The following is a 15,519-nucleotide window of genomic DNA, read 5'->3' on the forward strand; positions in this document are numbered from 1 at the left end:
ATGAACAGCTTTCCGGCAACATTAAAAATTATCTTGCAAAGATTTAGTATCTATACGATTAACGTTGATTTTAATTGTTTAAATGGAAAATTGGTCTGCTTTCATTGTGAATTCTATAGCGTCTATTGTTCTAGTTTATACACCATAACGGCTAATGAAGGTAAAGTGATGACTGCTGAGAAAGGCATATTTTGCCATTTTGCCTTCTTAACACTTACTTTTCTGTTACTTACAATGCCACTACCGTTGTATTTTTTATTGTCTGTATTAAAAATTGGTTTTAAAGAACCTTTCCTTGGAATTCCAATTTGATATTTTTCTCGCACTACGGGTGTCATGTTGCAAACAACCACTAGGTCCTCTTCTGAATTGTTTCCTTTTCTAATAAAGGAAATAACAGAATTTTCTGCATCACCATAATCAATCCATTCGAAGCCTTCATTGCTAAACTGTTTTTCATACAATGCCGGGTTGTTCCTGTAAAGGATATTTAAATCTGTTACCAAATCTTTAATTCCTTTGTGAAAATCATAGGCTAACAAATGCCAATCTAGGCTCCCTTGAAAATTCCATTCCTCACTTTGTCCAAATTCGCTCCCCATGAACATTAAATTTGTTCCTGGGTGCGTAAACATATAACCATACAGCAGTCTTAGGTTGGCAAATTGCTGCCATTCATCACCTGTCATTCTTCCACGAATGGATTTTTTACCGTACACCACCTCATCATGCGAAAAGGGGAGCATAAAGTTCTCCGTAAATGCATAAGTCATGCTAAAGGTTAAATCGTTTTGATGGTGTTTTCTATAGATACTTTCTTTTTTAAAATATTCTAAGGTATCATGCATCCATCCCATCATCCATTTCATTCCAAAGCCTAAGCCTCCGGAATAAATGGGCTTAGAAACCATTGGAAAATTGGTAGATTCTTCTGCAATGGTTTGTACGTCAGGGAAATTTTTATAGACGGCTTCATTTAATTCTTTAATAAAGGCTATTGCTTCTAAATTCTCATTTCCTCCATAGATGTTAGGGTCCCACTCCCCATCTTCTCTGGAATAATCCAAATACAACATGGAAGCAACAGCATCTACCCTTAAACCATCTGCATGGTATTGCTCTAACCAAAATAAAGCATTACTTATTAAAAAGGATTTTACTTCATTGCGCCCGTAATTAAATATCAGGCTTTTCCAGTCGTTATGATACCCTTTTTTTCGGTCTGGATGTTCGTATACGCAAGTACCATCAAAGAAACCAAGGCCGTGCGCATCTTCAGGAAAATGCGAAGGCACCCAATCTAGAAGGACTCCAATATTATTTTGGTGTAATGTATCTACAAGCAACATAAAATCTTCTGGCTTGCCAAATCTAGATGTTGGTGCAAAATAACCCGTTACCTGATACCCCCAAGAAGGATCATAGGGATACTCCATAATGGGCATAAATTCTACGTGTGTAAATTGAGTTTCTTTTAAATAATTTACCAGTTCATCTGCCAGCTCTAGATAGGTTAATGGCCTATCTTCTTCGGCATTGCGTCTCCATGAACCCAAATGTACTTCATATACAGAATACGGCTTATCTAAAGCATTTACATCCTTTCTATTTTTCATCCAAGCCGTATCTTTCCATTTGTATTTTAAATCCCATACAATGGAAGCTGTGTTTGGTGGATGTTCACAACTCAAAGCATAGGGATCTGCTTTTTCTGTAGTAATATTGTTGTGGTTGCTCTGTATTTTATATTTGTACTTTTCTCCTTGTCCTACACCTGGAATAAACCCTTCCCAGATACCAGAACTGTCCCATCGCACATCTAATTGGTTATCGCCCTCTACCCAAAAATTAAAATCGCCAATAACAGATACAGCTTTTGCTGATGGTGCCCATACAGCAAAATAAGTGCCTTTTTGCCCGTCTACAGTTACAAGGTGTGACCCTAATTTTTTATAAAGTTGATAGTGCTTTCCACTTTTAAATAAATCGATATCAAAGTCTGTAAACAAACTATAAGGTATTGTTTTTGTCATACTATTCAATTACGTATCCGCTAGGAATTACTGCGCCTTTTTTAATAACTACAATGCCTTCTTTTATAACATAGGTGTCTGTTTCTGTATCCTCTAAATGGTTTCCTCCGTTTATGGTTACATTATCTCCAACCCTACAATTCTTGTCAATTATAACTTTATTAATGATGCAATTCTCTCCAATACCCGCCAAAATTTCGATTTTATTCTTTTCTATTTCTTCCAAAGATTCATAGTAATCATTTCCCATCATATATGTGTTTGTCACCACAGAACCCTTACCAATTCTAGACCGAACACCTATAACAGATGATTCAATTTTTTTTGCATGAATAATACATCCCTCAGCAATTACAGTTTTTTTAAACTCAGTCTCTGATATTTTGGAAGTAGGTAAAATCCTTGCATTGGTATACACCCTTTGATTCATATCATACAGGTTAAATTTTGGGATATCATCAGTAAGTCCAATATTGGCTTCAAAAAATGATTCTATATTACCAATATCTGTCCAATAGCCCTCAAACTGATAACTTGTCACTTTACGCTTTCCTATTGACTGTGGTATTATTTCCTTACCAAAATCTACAGTAGACTCATCTTTCATTAGTTCAATTAACAGTTCTCTATTAAACACATAGATCCCCATAGATCCCAAATGATTTCGGCCTTCTGATTTCATCTCTTCACTTACTGGAGAGGTCCATTCTGGCAACAGATCTGCGCTTGGTTTTTCAATGAAGGATGTAATATTATCTTCATCATCGGTTTTTAAAATTCCAAAAGCAGGAGCTTCCTTGGCTTTTACTGGAACCGTTCCTATAGTAATATCGGCCTTACTATCTATATGCTTTTGTACCATATCATTATAATTCATATGATACAATTGATCTCCGGATAATATCAGCGCATATTCAAAATCATGCAGTAAGAAATGGTGCATGCTTTGACGCACTGCATCTGCAGTTCCTTGAAACCAAGTTTCGTTATCTGGGGTTTGTTCTGCAGCCAAAACATCTACAAAAGCAGCGCTAAAAAAACTAAAGTGATAGGTGTTTTTGATATGCTTATTTAAAGATGCTGAATTAAACTGTGTTAACACAAACATTCTTTTAATATTAGAATTTATACAATTCGATATTGGTATGTCTACCAATCTATATTTTCCAGCAATTGGTACCGCTGGTTTAGATCTTGCTGCCGTTAATGGATACAATCTGGAGCCTTGGCCTCCACCTAAGATAATGGATAATACTTTCTCGTTCATAATTGGTTATTTAGTGCTTTATACAAATTAATATATTGAAGTGCAGAGGCATCCCATGAGTGGTCAATTCCCATAATATACCTTCTTATTTTTATAAATTTTGTCTTGGTTTTATAGAGTGCTGTACCCCGCTCTATCGCATTGATCATTTCGTCCACATTAACTTCCTGGTGACAAATTCCAAATCCGTCTGCTTCCGTTATATCGGTAATAGTATCTTTTAAACCTCCTATACTCCTTACAATGGGGATAGTTCCATATCGCAGGGCATACATTTGGTTTAACCCACAAGGCTCTACCCGCGATGGCATTAATAGAAAATCTGCTCCCGCATAGATAATATGCGATAGTTTTTCATCGTATCCTATAAAGGCGTTATAGGCTCCCGGATACAGCTCTATTAATCCAAACAGTGCCGATTCTATCTCTGACTGTCCAGAGCCTAATACGAGCACATTTATTTCGTTACTTTTTAACGCCTTGAATATGGCCTCTGGCAATAAGTCTGCCCCTTTTTCACCTACTAATCTTCCTATAAATGCAAATAATGGTTTTTCTATATCTAGATTAAATTCCTTACAAAGCCAAGCCTTATTTGCCTGACGGCCTGCCGCAACAGTTTTTTCTGTATAGTTTTGAACGATATAGGTATCTGTTTCTGGATTCCATACCTTGGCATCAATACCATTTAGTATGCCAACGCTCTTACTTCTTTCAGCACTTAATAAACCTTCCAAACCATTTGCCTCTAATTGCAATTCTTCCATATAGCTCGGGGAAACGGTAGTTACGCTCCAAGCGCATTTTATAGCTGCAGCAAGTGGGTTTATAGAACTTCCCCAGTCTAATAGGCCTACATTATGAAAATCAAACTCTGGAATAAGATCTACTTTTTCATGTGAAAACCATCCCTGATATTGGGCATTGTGAATTGTGGTTACAACCGGAATTTTATTTAAACTTTTATAGTTATGGCACTCTTGTAACATAAAAGGAATAAGCCCTGTATGATGGTCATGACAATGAATAATTTCTGGTTTTTTGTCTAGGGTTAGTATCCAATCTAAGGCGGCTATTTGGAAAGCTATAAACCGATCTGTGTCATTTGCAGAATATACATAGTCTTTATACAATAGCTCTGGAACATCTACAAAATAGACATCAAAATCTAGGGGGTTATTGGCAAGCATTCGTATGCTAAAGTTTAATTTATAAACCCCAAGAGCTACAGTAGATTCATATATGGTTTTAAAGGAGTTTTGCTCTACAAACTTATTCTTGTAATACGGCATAATTACCGCACTAGTATAACCAAGTTTGTTTTGGTATTTTGGGAGGGATCCAACAACATCTGCCAATCCTCCAACTTTGGCTACTGGATAACATTCTGCACTTATATGAATAATTTGCATATATAGATATTAGATAATTTAAAAAACCCTTGTTTTGTTTTGGAATTTAACTTTAGAAATAATGATAAATACGCACTCACTTAACCCACTTTGCTAATACATCCTAAAATTTAGGCATAAATTTTAAGATATTGAGATAATAAGTTGAAAAAAAATAAAAATACTTTAGTGCATAAAAAAACCTCACTAGAAAGTGAGGTTTTAAATCAATATAAATTTTAAAGCTAATCTATTGCGAATCAACGCTTCAGATTAATACCTGAATGACGCTCTTTTAATTATTAAGTGCTTCTGCACCACCAACAATTTCTAAGATTTCATTTGTAATTGAAGCTTGTCTTGCCTTGTTGTATTTAAGTTTAAGCTGATCTCTTAACTCAGTTGCATTATCTGTTGCTTTGTGCATGGCTGTCATACGTGCGCCATGTTCACTTGCAAAAGAGTCCCTAACACTTTTATACAATTGTGTTTTTAGGGATTTTGGTATTAATTGTTCAACAATCTCACTTTCCGAAGGATCGAAGATATAATCTGTGCTCGTTGCAATTTCTCCTTCAATAGGGGCAATTGGTAAAAATTGCTCTGTCATTACAATTTGTGTAGCAGCATTTTTAAACTTATTGTAGACTACATCAATTCTATCGTAAGATCCACTACTAAATTGCTCCATAAGGTCCTCAGCAATGGCGGCAACATTATCAAAGGTTAAGTCATCAAACACTTCACTATGGTTTGCTACAACAGTATTGTTCTTTCCAAGAAAGTCGTTTGCTTTTTTGCCGATAACAAGATAATCTACCTCTTTTCCGGCATAGTTGTTTTGTGCTAAAGAAACACTTTGCTTTAGAATGTTGGAATTAAAAGCACCACACAAACCACGGTTTGATGTAATGGAAACAATCAACACTTTTTTAACTTCTCGTTCTTCTGCATATTTACTACTAGAATCCGCATCTAAATTAGCACTTAAGCTTTGTAAAAGCTCCGTTAATTTATCAGAATAAGGCCGCATTGCAGTAATTGCATCTTGTGCTTTCTTCAACTTAGCGGCAGATACCATTTTCATGGCACTTGTAATCTGCATCGTTGAAGATACTGATGCTATTCTGTTCCGTATTTCTTTTAAGTTTGCCATATTTTAGTCCGTAGTATTGAGAATTAAGTAGTGGGATCTAAGGATCACACTACTCAATACTAAAAATCTGTGTTATGCTTTATATTTTGCTGAAAGGTCTTTACATACATTAAATAATGTATCTGTTACCTCATCCGTTAATTTACCAGCTTTTAAAGAATCTAAAACATCTCTATGCTTAGCGTTTAAGAATTCAATATAATCAGCTTCAAATTCTTTTATTTTATCAACCGGAACGTTCTTTAATAAGTTTTTAGATCCAGCATAAATGATAGCTACTTGATCTTCCACAGTAAACGGATCGTTTTGTGCTTGTTTCAAGATTTCCACATTTCGCTTTCCTTTTTCAATAACGTTTAATGTAGAGGCATCCAAATCAGAACCAAACTTAGCAAATGCTTCTAGTTCACGATATTGCGCTTGATCTAACTTTAAAGTTCCAGATACTTTCTTCATCGATTTAATCTGAGCGTTACCACCCACACGAGATACAGAAATACCTACGTTAATTGCCGGACGAACACCAGAGTTAAACAAATCACCATCTAAGAAAATTTGCCCATCCGTAATTGAAATTACGTTTGTAGGAATATAGGCAGATACATCACCTGCTTGGGTTTCAATAATTGGCAAGGCTGTTAAAGAACCACCCCCTTTTACGATTGGTTTTAACGAATCTGGAAGATCGTTCATTTCCTTTGCAATATCATCATCATTGATCACTTTTGCAGAACGCTCTAACAATCTAGAGTGTAGGTAGAAAACATCACCTGGGTACGCCTCACGTCCTGGAGGACGACGTAATAATAAAGAAACCTCACGGTAAGCTACTGCTTGTTTTGACAAATCATCAAAAACAATTAAAGCGGGTCTACCAGTATCTCTAAAATACTCTCCAATAGATGCTCCTGTAAAAGGTGCATATACTTGCATTGCAGCAGGATCTGATGCATTTGCAGCAACTATAGTAGTGTAAGCCAATGCTCCTTTTTCCTCAAGAGTTTTAGCGATTAAAGCTACTGTTGACGCTTTTTGTCCAACAGCAACATAGATACAATACACAGGGTTACCTGCGTCATAAAATTCTTTTTGATTTAAGATGGCATCAATACAAACCGTAGTTTTACCCGTTTGTCTGTCACCAATTACCAACTCACGTTGCCCTCTACCTACAGGAATCATAGCATCAATAGCCTTAATACCTGTTTGCAATGGTTCCGTTACCGGTTCTCTATAAATAACCCCAGGAGCTTTACGCTCTAATGGCATTTCATAGGTTTTACCTGCAATTGGTCCTTTACCATCAATAGGATTTCCCAATGTATCTACAACACGACCAACAATACCTTCACCTACATTTACAGATGCGATACGGTTTGTACGTTTTACAGTAGAACCTTCTTTAACTCCTATTGAAGCTCCTAATAATACAATACCAACGTTATCTTCTTCTAGGTTAAGTACAATACCTTCTAAACCACCTTCGAATTCAACTAATTCTCCGTATTGAGCGTTAGCTAATCCGTAGGCGCGTACAATACCATCACCTACTTGTAATACTGACCCTACTTCATCCAAAGATGCACTTGTGTCAAATCCAGATAATTGTTGCTTTAAAATTGCTGATACTTCAGCGGCTTTTACTCCTGCCATGTTGTTTTAATTATATTGCAAAGTTCCTAAGTAAATCCTTAGAAACTATAGACTGTTTGTAAATTCTCTTTTTAAACCATTTAATTTATGAGCGATACTAGCATCAAACTGCAAATCGCCATATCTCAGTACAAAACCACCAATAATGTTTTCGTCTATAGTATTTTCTATAGTAATAGTATCAGCAGTTATTGTCTTTAATTTTGTCAAAATTTTTGCTTCTAACTCAGAAGTTAAAGGTACAACAGTTGTAACATAAGCAACTCCTTGTCCCTTTAATTTTTCATTAAGGATGATAAATTTTTCTGCAACTTCTTTTAAAAGTGACACTCTTTTATTATCAACTAGTAGCGATATAAGTTCTTCTGATATCGTATTAAACCCTGAAAAAACTGCTAATAGAGCCGACTTTTTCACTTCTCCTTTCACTACTGGACTACCCAATAAATCCTGAAGTTCTTTACTGTCAGATATTGTTTGTACTACAGAACGCATGTCTTTATCAACTGCTTCTGTAGCTTTATTTTCAACCGCTTGGCTTAAAATAGCTTTGGCGTATCTTATGGCTGCTCTAGACTCGTTCATTGCTCTTCTATTGTTAGTTTAATTTAATATCTCCTAACATATCTTCAACCAACTTTAACTGCTTGTCTTTGTTAGACAATTGTTCTTTAATAACCTTCTCTGCAATTTCTACAGATAAATTAGCCACTTGGTTTTTAATATCTGCAACTGCAGCTTTCTTTTCACTTTCTATCGTTGCCTGTGCTTGAGCAATTAACTTATCACCTTCAACCTTAGAGATTTCTTTTGCATCTGCTACAATTTTATCTTTTATCTCACGTGCTTCCTTAAGCATCGCTTCTCTTTCTGAACGTGCTTCCTGCAACAAACGTTCGCTATCTGCGGTAACATTTTGCATTTCTTTCTTTGCGTTCTCAGCAGCAGATAAAGCGTCTTGAATACCACTTTCGCGGTCCTCAATAGCATTCATTATTGGTTTCCATGCAAATTTCACCATTAAAGCAATCAATACCAACAATAGTATGGTTTGCATTATAAATAGGCCTGGAGAAAAATCGTTAAGTAATGTTTCCATTATATGTTTTGTTTTGTTTAATTTTTAAAGACACAGCCTGCAACCAACCGTTACAGGTTTGTGTCTTTGAACATTTGTTTGGTTCTTATTTTCCTAAGAATAAAGCTCCAAATGCTAAACCTTCTAAAAGTGCAGCGATAATAATCATTGCTGTTTGGATTTTACCAGTTGCTTCTGGTTGACGAGCAATACCTTCCATTGCTTTTCCACCGATTTGACCTAGTCCAATACCTGCTCCGATTACGATTAATCCTGCTCCAATTAAATTGTAAGTTACTGGTTCCATAAAAATTGATATATATAGTTAAATTAAAAAAACTCGAATTAAATAAAATCCCCTCGTACATCTTCTGCATCCGGAACATCATGTCCTTTCTCATCATGTGTATGCTCGTGGTCATGCTCTGCTACAGCCATACCAATAAACAAAGCAGAAAGCATTGTAAATATATAGGCTTGCAAAAAGGCAACCAAAATCTCAATCAAGGTTATAAAAAATGACAACCCAAAAGACAATGCTGTTGAGCCTACTGCCCCCATTGATTCTTTCATGGTTACCATTATCGCAATAAGGCTCATCACTACAATATGCCCTGCTGAAATGTTTGCAAAAAGTCGAACTAAAAGCGAGAAAGGCTTTATTAAAAAAGCACCTGCAAGCTCTATGATTGCCAATACTGGACGTATTAAATAAGGCACTCCTGGCATCCACAACATGTGCATCCAATAATCCTTATTACCACTAAAGGTGTAGATCACTAAGGTAAAAATAGCCAAAGCTGCAGTTACCGCAATTTGTCCTGTTACGTTAAAACCTAAAGGTGTTAAACCCAATAGATTTAAAATCCAGATAAAAAAGAATACGGTTAATAGGTAGCCTGTAAATTTTCTGTATTTCTTTTCTCCAATATTAGGTCTGGCAATCTCATCTCTAACATAGATTACCAAAGGCTCTAAAACTCTACCCAATCCCTTTGGAATGGTATTGTTTTTATATTGTCTAGCCAATGAAGAAAAACCAAATAACATTAAAAGACCCACTAACAAAATACCAAAGACACTTTTAGTAATAGAAAAATCTAAAACTTTACTCGCATTGGTTGCGTGGTGGGCTTCATCAAAGCTAACTTTAGTTGCTCCTGCCTCTAACTCATATATCTTACTGTGAATTTTAGCGAATTTTAATCCGTTTTTCTCTACAACAACATGGCCGTCATCATTGTGATGAAATTCAGAAGACATAAAGGCGGTTACACCATTACTTGTCCAAAGAATTACCGGAAGCGGAAAACCGATGTGCTTACGTTCGTTTGCATCATTGGTATAGGAGAAAAAATGAAAATCGTGAGAATCTTTAATATGGTGCAAAATATAATCTGCAACTTCCTTATCTCCACTTATCTGTGAATCGTTACTTTGATGCTCTTTTTCTTGGGCAAATGAATGGGCTCCAAATACTAGGGCAACTACTATAAGAATTTTCTTGAAAAATGTATTTCGCATATTGCTTTAAAAATATCGGTCTCTAAAAATCGGTGCAAATGTACGCTTTTATCCCAAAAAGAAAAAAGCATTTTTGCGTTTATTTTAAAGCTATGCAGAAAGTATAGACAAACTAAATTTAGTCTAATTTATGAAGCACTTTAGCCATAAAGTAGGTTTCTATCCCCAAACAGATGGCATACGGGACAAAAAAAGATGCGAATTCTAGCGCATTTATGTTTCCATCTGCCTTAAAATCAGCATAAAAAAACACAAAAAAGAATAAAAATTTTAAAAAACTACCCCCTATAAAGAAAAATCCCAATTGATTTTTATACCGATTTTGCAAAACATAGACCAAAGCAAAAATTACAGTAGCTAAAATAGCATTTAAGCTATAAGACAGCACTATCTTATTTGCAAACAAAGGTTCCTTTAACATATCTAACACCAATACATGCAATCCAAAAACAACAATTGTAACTAGGGTAATGGTAGCCAAAAAGGAAACTAGCAACTTGTGCTTCATTCTTAATATTTAATTTTTTTTAATTGCAAAACAACAACCCAAATAGAAATTGCCACACCTAAAAGCGTAGCAATTATCATAAAAATTTCGTTGGTAGTTTTGAAATAGGAATCCAGCCATAATCCGCCTTTATTGGCAAAATAAATGATGGCTCCCATTTGAAAAGCAATCCCAGACAGCATTGCTGCATTCTTTAATTGACTTGGTTTATTCTTCTTAGGAGGCTTTGGTATTTCCATTACTAACAGGCTGTTTAGGTGCATTAGGAGCAACGTTATTTTTACCCTTCATAACACATGAGGCATTAAAGGTGGCACCTGGTTCTACGGCAAGTTTGGTAACAGACACGGTACCTTCAATTACAGCAGAGGCTTTTAATGATAATAATTCTGCAACTAACAATTCGCCATTAAAACCGCCTTCTATGTCAGCATTAACGCATTCTACCTTACCGTGAATAAAGCCCTCTTTACCAATGACTACTTTACCAGAAGTTTTTACATTGCCTTCTAATTTTCCATCAATTCTAAAATCGGCTTCAGAGATAATATCTCCTTTAATTTTTGTGTTTTTTCCTATTCTGTTAGGCTGTCCGCCCATATCTACCACATCTCTGGGTTTGCTCTTGTCTGAAAACATTTTGTTACGGTTTTGGGGTTAATTGTATTCTTTTGTACTCACCAATATTTTTGTGAACTTGTATTACTTTATAGTTGTTGGATAAAATTACAAAATTCTCGTTATGAACCTTATAATCTTTATTGTTTTTTAATAATTCAGCATACCCTAAGGCGTAATCTTTGGATGCAAAGCCATGCACTACTACAAACTGAGTTTCTAAATTGTATACGTCTTTAGAGACACTATTTCTATATTTTAAATCATCAATAGATTTATTCAACAAAGCTATTAGCTCCTTTGCCTTGCCATCATTAGTGCTTTTAAAAGGAAAAACAACTTTCCAACTTCCTTTAGAGGATTCCTCTTCATTTGTAAACTCTTTTTGTGCCAATTGTGGAATTTGGTTGGCTACCATTTCTTGCGCACGTTTTCCTTCAGGGTTGTTGGGATAATTCAAGGCCACATAGTTTAACGCTTCTTTAAATGCCTCAAAACCTTGTATTCTGCCCGTGGCCATAGCCTTTAACATTTCAAATTTAGGTGCAATTTCATCACCTGTATACCTGTTTATGTTTTCTTCTGCAGCCGTAATAACCTTTAAATACTCCTGGTTTTCATACATTTTATACAGGAGTGTATACCTGCCTTCTGGCGTATCATTATTGCTTTCTATAATTGCCTGTGGGTTTAGTAGTAATTCTGCATATCTAGAGCCTTTATGATTTTTAATAATATCATCCTTCATAGCAATTGTCAAATTACTTCCAGACTCCTCATAGATTTTATACAGATTGTATTTAGAGGGCAATAGTAAACGCTCTTCAGGATTAGACTGCAAAACATTTTCCAGTTTAGCAGCGGCCAACATATTCTCTTTAAACTTCTCTTTATAAATTAATCCCAGTTGGTAATTTGCGAAATTCCGTTCTGTTCTCAGGCTATCTACAACCCTTACATTGGTTGGAATTCTATCAGTATAAAACTCAACCGTATATTTTTGATCTTCCGCTGCCTCCGTATTCGTTGCTGTTATATCTGTAATTCCTGTGCCTTCGTCTATTGCCGCTGGCATTACAATACTCTTATTAGACCACCTCCAGTTATCTTCTAACTTCCGAGTGCCCCAAGCCGTTCTAAAGTCTGTTTTACCATAGCCCAAACTCGTTACATTGTAAAAATAAAAATTGCCTTTGCTTTGTTTGCCGGCTTTTGAAGCCGCAAATGCTGCAATTCCAGAATTTTGACGTTCTTTTTCTTTTTTGGCCGCAGCTTCTTCTTTTGCTTTTAGGCTTGTTATATAATTCTCAAAATAGGAGATTTGCTCCGCTTTTGGCATATTGTATACGGTAATGACACTGTCTGTATACTGTACAATGTCTTCATATTTGATGACATCTTCTAAGTTGTCTAATTTCTTTTTAATAGCCCTGTATTTTTTACTAGTATCCACAAGGTTGGTTAATGTACTATCAAAATAGGCTCCTGCATCTTTGTAATTGTTATTATCAAAATAGAACTCACCTAGGTTTTCATAGTTGAGGGCATTCAACCTAGCGTCATTAGTTGTGGCTTGTATGGATTTATTAAAATAGACTATAGATAAACTATCGTTCTTTTTCTCCAAATGAAACTGGGCAATTTGCCTATAAATTTTATCTAAAAACGGGCGATTTTCCCGGTCTTCTTCTAAATCTGTAAGGTATTCAATGATTTCTTCTGTATTGCTTGCCGTAATTTCCGTATTCATGATCTTCTGCAAATGCGCATTGATAAGGTAAACACGGGGCGACTTTCTATTGAGGTCTATAATTTTATGAAAGGCGTAATTGGCACTATCTTTCTTATTTAATTGATTGTACAACTGTCCAATGATAAAATAAAACCTTCCTTTTTCTTCTGGTTTATTAGTATAGGCCGATGCTCTTTTTAATTGCTGAATAGCAGTATCTGGAGCATTTAGGTTGATATATGCCTGCGCCATAATTGCTCTGGCATCTGCATACTCTTGATCCGTAAGCTTATCATATTTAAAAAGATCCTTTAGATTTTTTAAGGCAAGCTCTTCGTTTTCTAATCGGATATTGGTTTTCTCTCTCCAAATACGGGCTTCGTTAAATTTATCACTCTGCTCGTAATTTTTAAGCACATAATTAAAAGCTTCTAGCGCAGGAATAAAGCGTTGGTCAAAATAACGCGCCTTTCCCAGCAGCAAAAAAGCTTCATCTGTCTGTGGATTGCGCTCCCTATCTTTTATCACCATACTGTGTTTTTGTATGGCTTTGGTTGCTTTTTCTTCGGCAATTACAAAATTAGGATTGTTGTTTTCAGAATCTAATTTTACATCATCTGTAACTTCTAGGCGTTCAACTGGCAGAATATCCCAATAATTATCTTTGTAATTGGCATTGAGTTCTTCCCTGCCTTTTTCAAAAGAAATATTACCATTGTACAGCACATTAAACTTTGTGTTTAATGCGTGCCACTCTCTATTAACTAGGGCGTCTTTTTTAGTAGAACAAGCATTAAAAAACAATGTTCCTAATACTACCGTTCCCAATATTTTTGTTTGAAGCTTCAAAATTGTATCTATTCTTACCTAAACAAAACAGAAAAACAAGGGTATTATTATGTTTAAGGTCGTTAATTTTTGTATTTATTTTTATTTGCAGCTATCATACAGAAATAGAAACGAAAAGCTTGTACATTATCTGTTCTGATGGAAACTTTTTCGAGCATAAAAAAAGCACAATAGAAATAACTTTTTATGGTCCTATTACCAGCTTAATTATTTAGGATAAAGATACCAATTTTTTAAAATAGGGGTATTTTAAACATCTCATTTGTAAAATACAAAGCAGCCAGTTACTCCAAGGACAACTCCTCTACGGTACATTTTTTTTCCACACCATTTATAAAACCATCATTAGCGGTTATCTCTAAGGGATAATAGTGATCTAGAATTTCAGATAGGTTTGTGAATGGATGGTATTTGCACTTAATTTCTTCCGTAACATAAAGTACTTGGGTTGAAGTAGGCCCTAGGAATTCCTTATATTTTTCTTTAAATTCTGAAGACATCTCAATTTCAAACAAGTTTAGGGATTTAAAAAAAGGATCTGTTTTAGTGATCACCACCTTAAAACAGTCTAACCCATAATGTTTTTTCTAATTTCCCTGTACTCATATATTTTAAGGTCTTCATTGCTATCTTTTATTGGGACACTGAATGTAAATTCGTCAAGGACCAAAATGGAATCTTGTAGGGTATAATTTCTTTGCTTGCCGGTACTTCTGTTAATTACCGTTACCTCTCTGTTTTCATCCAATGGATGACGTTTTATTTGGTGATTAATTATGGAATCTTCAAACGTATAACTATGTTTTTGTGGCGACCGCACAATTTTTCGCGGGTCTAGCATAATGTCTAGTGCCGGTAAAATTCTATTTTCTATATGCTTGTTTAGCGCCACGGTATCATGAGCCACCCCCTGTGCTAAGGTGATTTCTTTAAACATGTCTTTGAACATGTTTACGACAACTGGTTTTTAAGTTGTATGGACGAATCTAATTTTTGATTGCTGAATACATTTTTCTCAACCGAAAAAATCATTTTCCCGTATTTCGGAACCGTGCCTTTGTCTTGACCGTACAAAAAAGGGATTGCTACAAAGAAAAATAGGTAAAAGAGCTGTTTCATAAGTTACAATTTAAAGCTAGGTAGGTGTAACCTGGCTGTTATGGTTTATGTGATTGTTATATCAGTAACTTTCCAGAGTTGGTGTAAAATACTAGAAAGTTAAATTACCTTCTTTCCATTCTTTAATGATCATTTTAGCATTAAAAGAATTTGTTTCTCCATTGGCTATATCTTCTAAAACTTTTAACGCCTCTTTTTCATAAACATTTAAAAGATACCTTGCAGACCAAGACCTTACTTTAAAGTTTTCGTGTGACAATAATGCTTTCATTTCTGTAAATGCATTTTCATTTTTTATATATTCAAAGGCTTCTACTATACCTTTATATGATAGGTTTGCGATTTTAGAATCTGGAATCTCACCTGTTGTCATTCCGTGGATTGTAGCATAACCAATAAACCCATTAATTGCATCTTTTACAGCTAAATATTTCATCTTATAAATTTACTTAATTATTCCATAGATTGCATCTCAACCTTCTTGTTTTAAGATTTTAACACCCCAATCATATTGTTCTTGAAAAGATTTATCCTTTACCCATTCCCTAAATATTTTCCCATCAGTAAATTCTTGTATGGATAGTTAATATG

The 15,519-nt window shown here is 35.1% G+C and carries 17 protein-coding genes; all 17 read right to left on the bottom strand.

Annotated elements, in window-relative coordinates:
* Positions 1 to 122 precede the first annotated feature (122 nt).
* A complete protein-coding gene (gene glgB / locus MWU65_RS02035) occupies positions 123 to 2,033 on the bottom strand; it encodes a 1,4-alpha-glucan branching protein GlgB (RefSeq protein WP_247075350.1) in 1,911 nt (636 codons plus the stop codon).
* Position 2,034: 1 nt separating this feature from the next.
* On the bottom strand, positions 2,035 to 3,303 hold the full coding sequence (locus MWU65_RS02040; RefSeq protein ID WP_247075393.1) for a glucose-1-phosphate adenylyltransferase: 1,269 nt from the start codon (positions 3,301 to 3,303) through the stop codon (positions 2,035 to 2,037).
* Positions 3,297 to 4,712 (bottom strand): glycogen/starch synthase, encoded by a 1,416-nt coding sequence (locus MWU65_RS02045; protein ID WP_247075351.1) that lies wholly within the window; start codon positions 4,710 to 4,712, stop codon positions 3,297 to 3,299. The genes MWU65_RS02040 and MWU65_RS02045 overlap by 7 nt, the downstream gene beginning before the upstream one ends.
* 274 nt (positions 4,713 to 4,986) lie before the next feature.
* Positions 4,987 to 5,847: an ATP synthase F1 subunit gamma gene (gene atpG / locus MWU65_RS02050; RefSeq protein ID WP_247075353.1), complete on the bottom strand. Its 861-nt coding sequence runs from the start codon at positions 5,845 to 5,847 to the stop codon at positions 4,987 to 4,989.
* Between the two features lie 72 nt (positions 5,848 to 5,919).
* A complete protein-coding gene (atpA, locus tag MWU65_RS02055) occupies positions 5,920 to 7,500 on the bottom strand; it encodes a F0F1 ATP synthase subunit alpha (protein ID WP_247075355.1) in 1,581 nt (526 codons plus the stop codon).
* A 45-nt stretch (positions 7,501 to 7,545) separates the two neighbouring features.
* The gene (gene atpH / locus MWU65_RS02060; RefSeq protein WP_247075360.1) at positions 7,546 to 8,085 is read right to left on the bottom strand and encodes an ATP synthase F1 subunit delta; all 540 of its coding nucleotides are present in this window, start codon (positions 8,083 to 8,085) and stop codon (positions 7,546 to 7,548) included.
* Between the two features lie 13 nt (positions 8,086 to 8,098).
* A complete protein-coding gene (locus tag MWU65_RS02065) occupies positions 8,099 to 8,599 on the bottom strand; it encodes a F0F1 ATP synthase subunit B (protein ID WP_247075361.1) in 501 nt (166 codons plus the stop codon).
* Positions 8,600 to 8,684: 85 nt separating this feature from the next.
* Positions 8,685 to 8,885 carry an ATP synthase F0 subunit C gene (gene atpE, locus MWU65_RS02070; protein WP_092465958.1) on the bottom strand — a complete coding sequence of 67 codons (201 nt, stop codon included), beginning with the start codon at positions 8,883 to 8,885 and terminating at the stop codon, positions 8,685 to 8,687.
* Between the two features lie 38 nt (positions 8,886 to 8,923).
* Entirely contained in the window at positions 8,924 to 10,102 is a 1,179-nt protein-coding gene (gene atpB / locus MWU65_RS02075; protein WP_247075362.1) for a F0F1 ATP synthase subunit A, read from the bottom strand.
* A gap of 118 nt (positions 10,103 to 10,220) precedes the next feature.
* Positions 10,221 to 10,610: a DUF6168 family protein gene (locus tag MWU65_RS02080; RefSeq protein ID WP_247075363.1), complete on the bottom strand. Its 390-nt coding sequence runs from the start codon at positions 10,608 to 10,610 to the stop codon at positions 10,221 to 10,223.
* Positions 10,611 to 10,612: 2 nt separating this feature from the next.
* Complete coding sequence (locus tag MWU65_RS02085) at positions 10,613 to 10,849, bottom strand: AtpZ/AtpI family protein (RefSeq protein ID WP_247075364.1); 237 nt, start codon at positions 10,847 to 10,849, stop codon at positions 10,613 to 10,615.
* Positions 10,827 to 11,249, bottom strand: coding sequence for a polymer-forming cytoskeletal protein (locus tag MWU65_RS02090; protein ID WP_247075366.1), 423 nt, complete (start codon positions 11,247 to 11,249; stop codon positions 10,827 to 10,829). The genes MWU65_RS02085 and MWU65_RS02090 overlap by 23 nt, the downstream gene beginning before the upstream one ends.
* A 4-nt stretch (positions 11,250 to 11,253) precedes the next feature.
* A complete protein-coding gene (locus MWU65_RS02095) occupies positions 11,254 to 13,809 on the bottom strand; it encodes a hypothetical protein (protein ID WP_247075368.1) in 2,556 nt (851 codons plus the stop codon).
* 284 nt (positions 13,810 to 14,093) lie between these two features.
* Positions 14,094 to 14,309 carry a hypothetical protein gene (locus tag MWU65_RS02100; protein WP_247075370.1) on the bottom strand — a complete coding sequence of 72 codons (216 nt, stop codon included), beginning with the start codon at positions 14,307 to 14,309 and terminating at the stop codon, positions 14,094 to 14,096.
* Between the two features lie 68 nt (positions 14,310 to 14,377).
* Positions 14,378 to 14,758 (bottom strand): hypothetical protein, encoded by a 381-nt coding sequence (locus tag MWU65_RS02105; RefSeq protein WP_247075372.1) that lies wholly within the window; start codon positions 14,756 to 14,758, stop codon positions 14,378 to 14,380.
* A 2-nt stretch (positions 14,759 to 14,760) separates the two neighbouring features.
* Positions 14,761 to 14,928: a hypothetical protein gene (locus MWU65_RS02110; RefSeq protein WP_247075373.1), complete on the bottom strand. Its 168-nt coding sequence runs from the start codon at positions 14,926 to 14,928 to the stop codon at positions 14,761 to 14,763.
* Positions 14,929 to 15,019: 91 nt separating this feature from the next.
* Positions 15,020 to 15,364, bottom strand: coding sequence for a HEAT repeat domain-containing protein (locus MWU65_RS02115; RefSeq protein WP_247075374.1), 345 nt, complete (start codon positions 15,362 to 15,364; stop codon positions 15,020 to 15,022).
* Between the last annotated feature and the right edge of the window lie 155 nt (positions 15,365 to 15,519).

Origin of the sequence: Cellulophaga sp. F20128 (genome assembly GCF_023015805.1) — a bacterium.
Taxonomy (GTDB): domain Bacteria; phylum Bacteroidota; class Bacteroidia; order Flavobacteriales; family Flavobacteriaceae; genus Cellulophaga.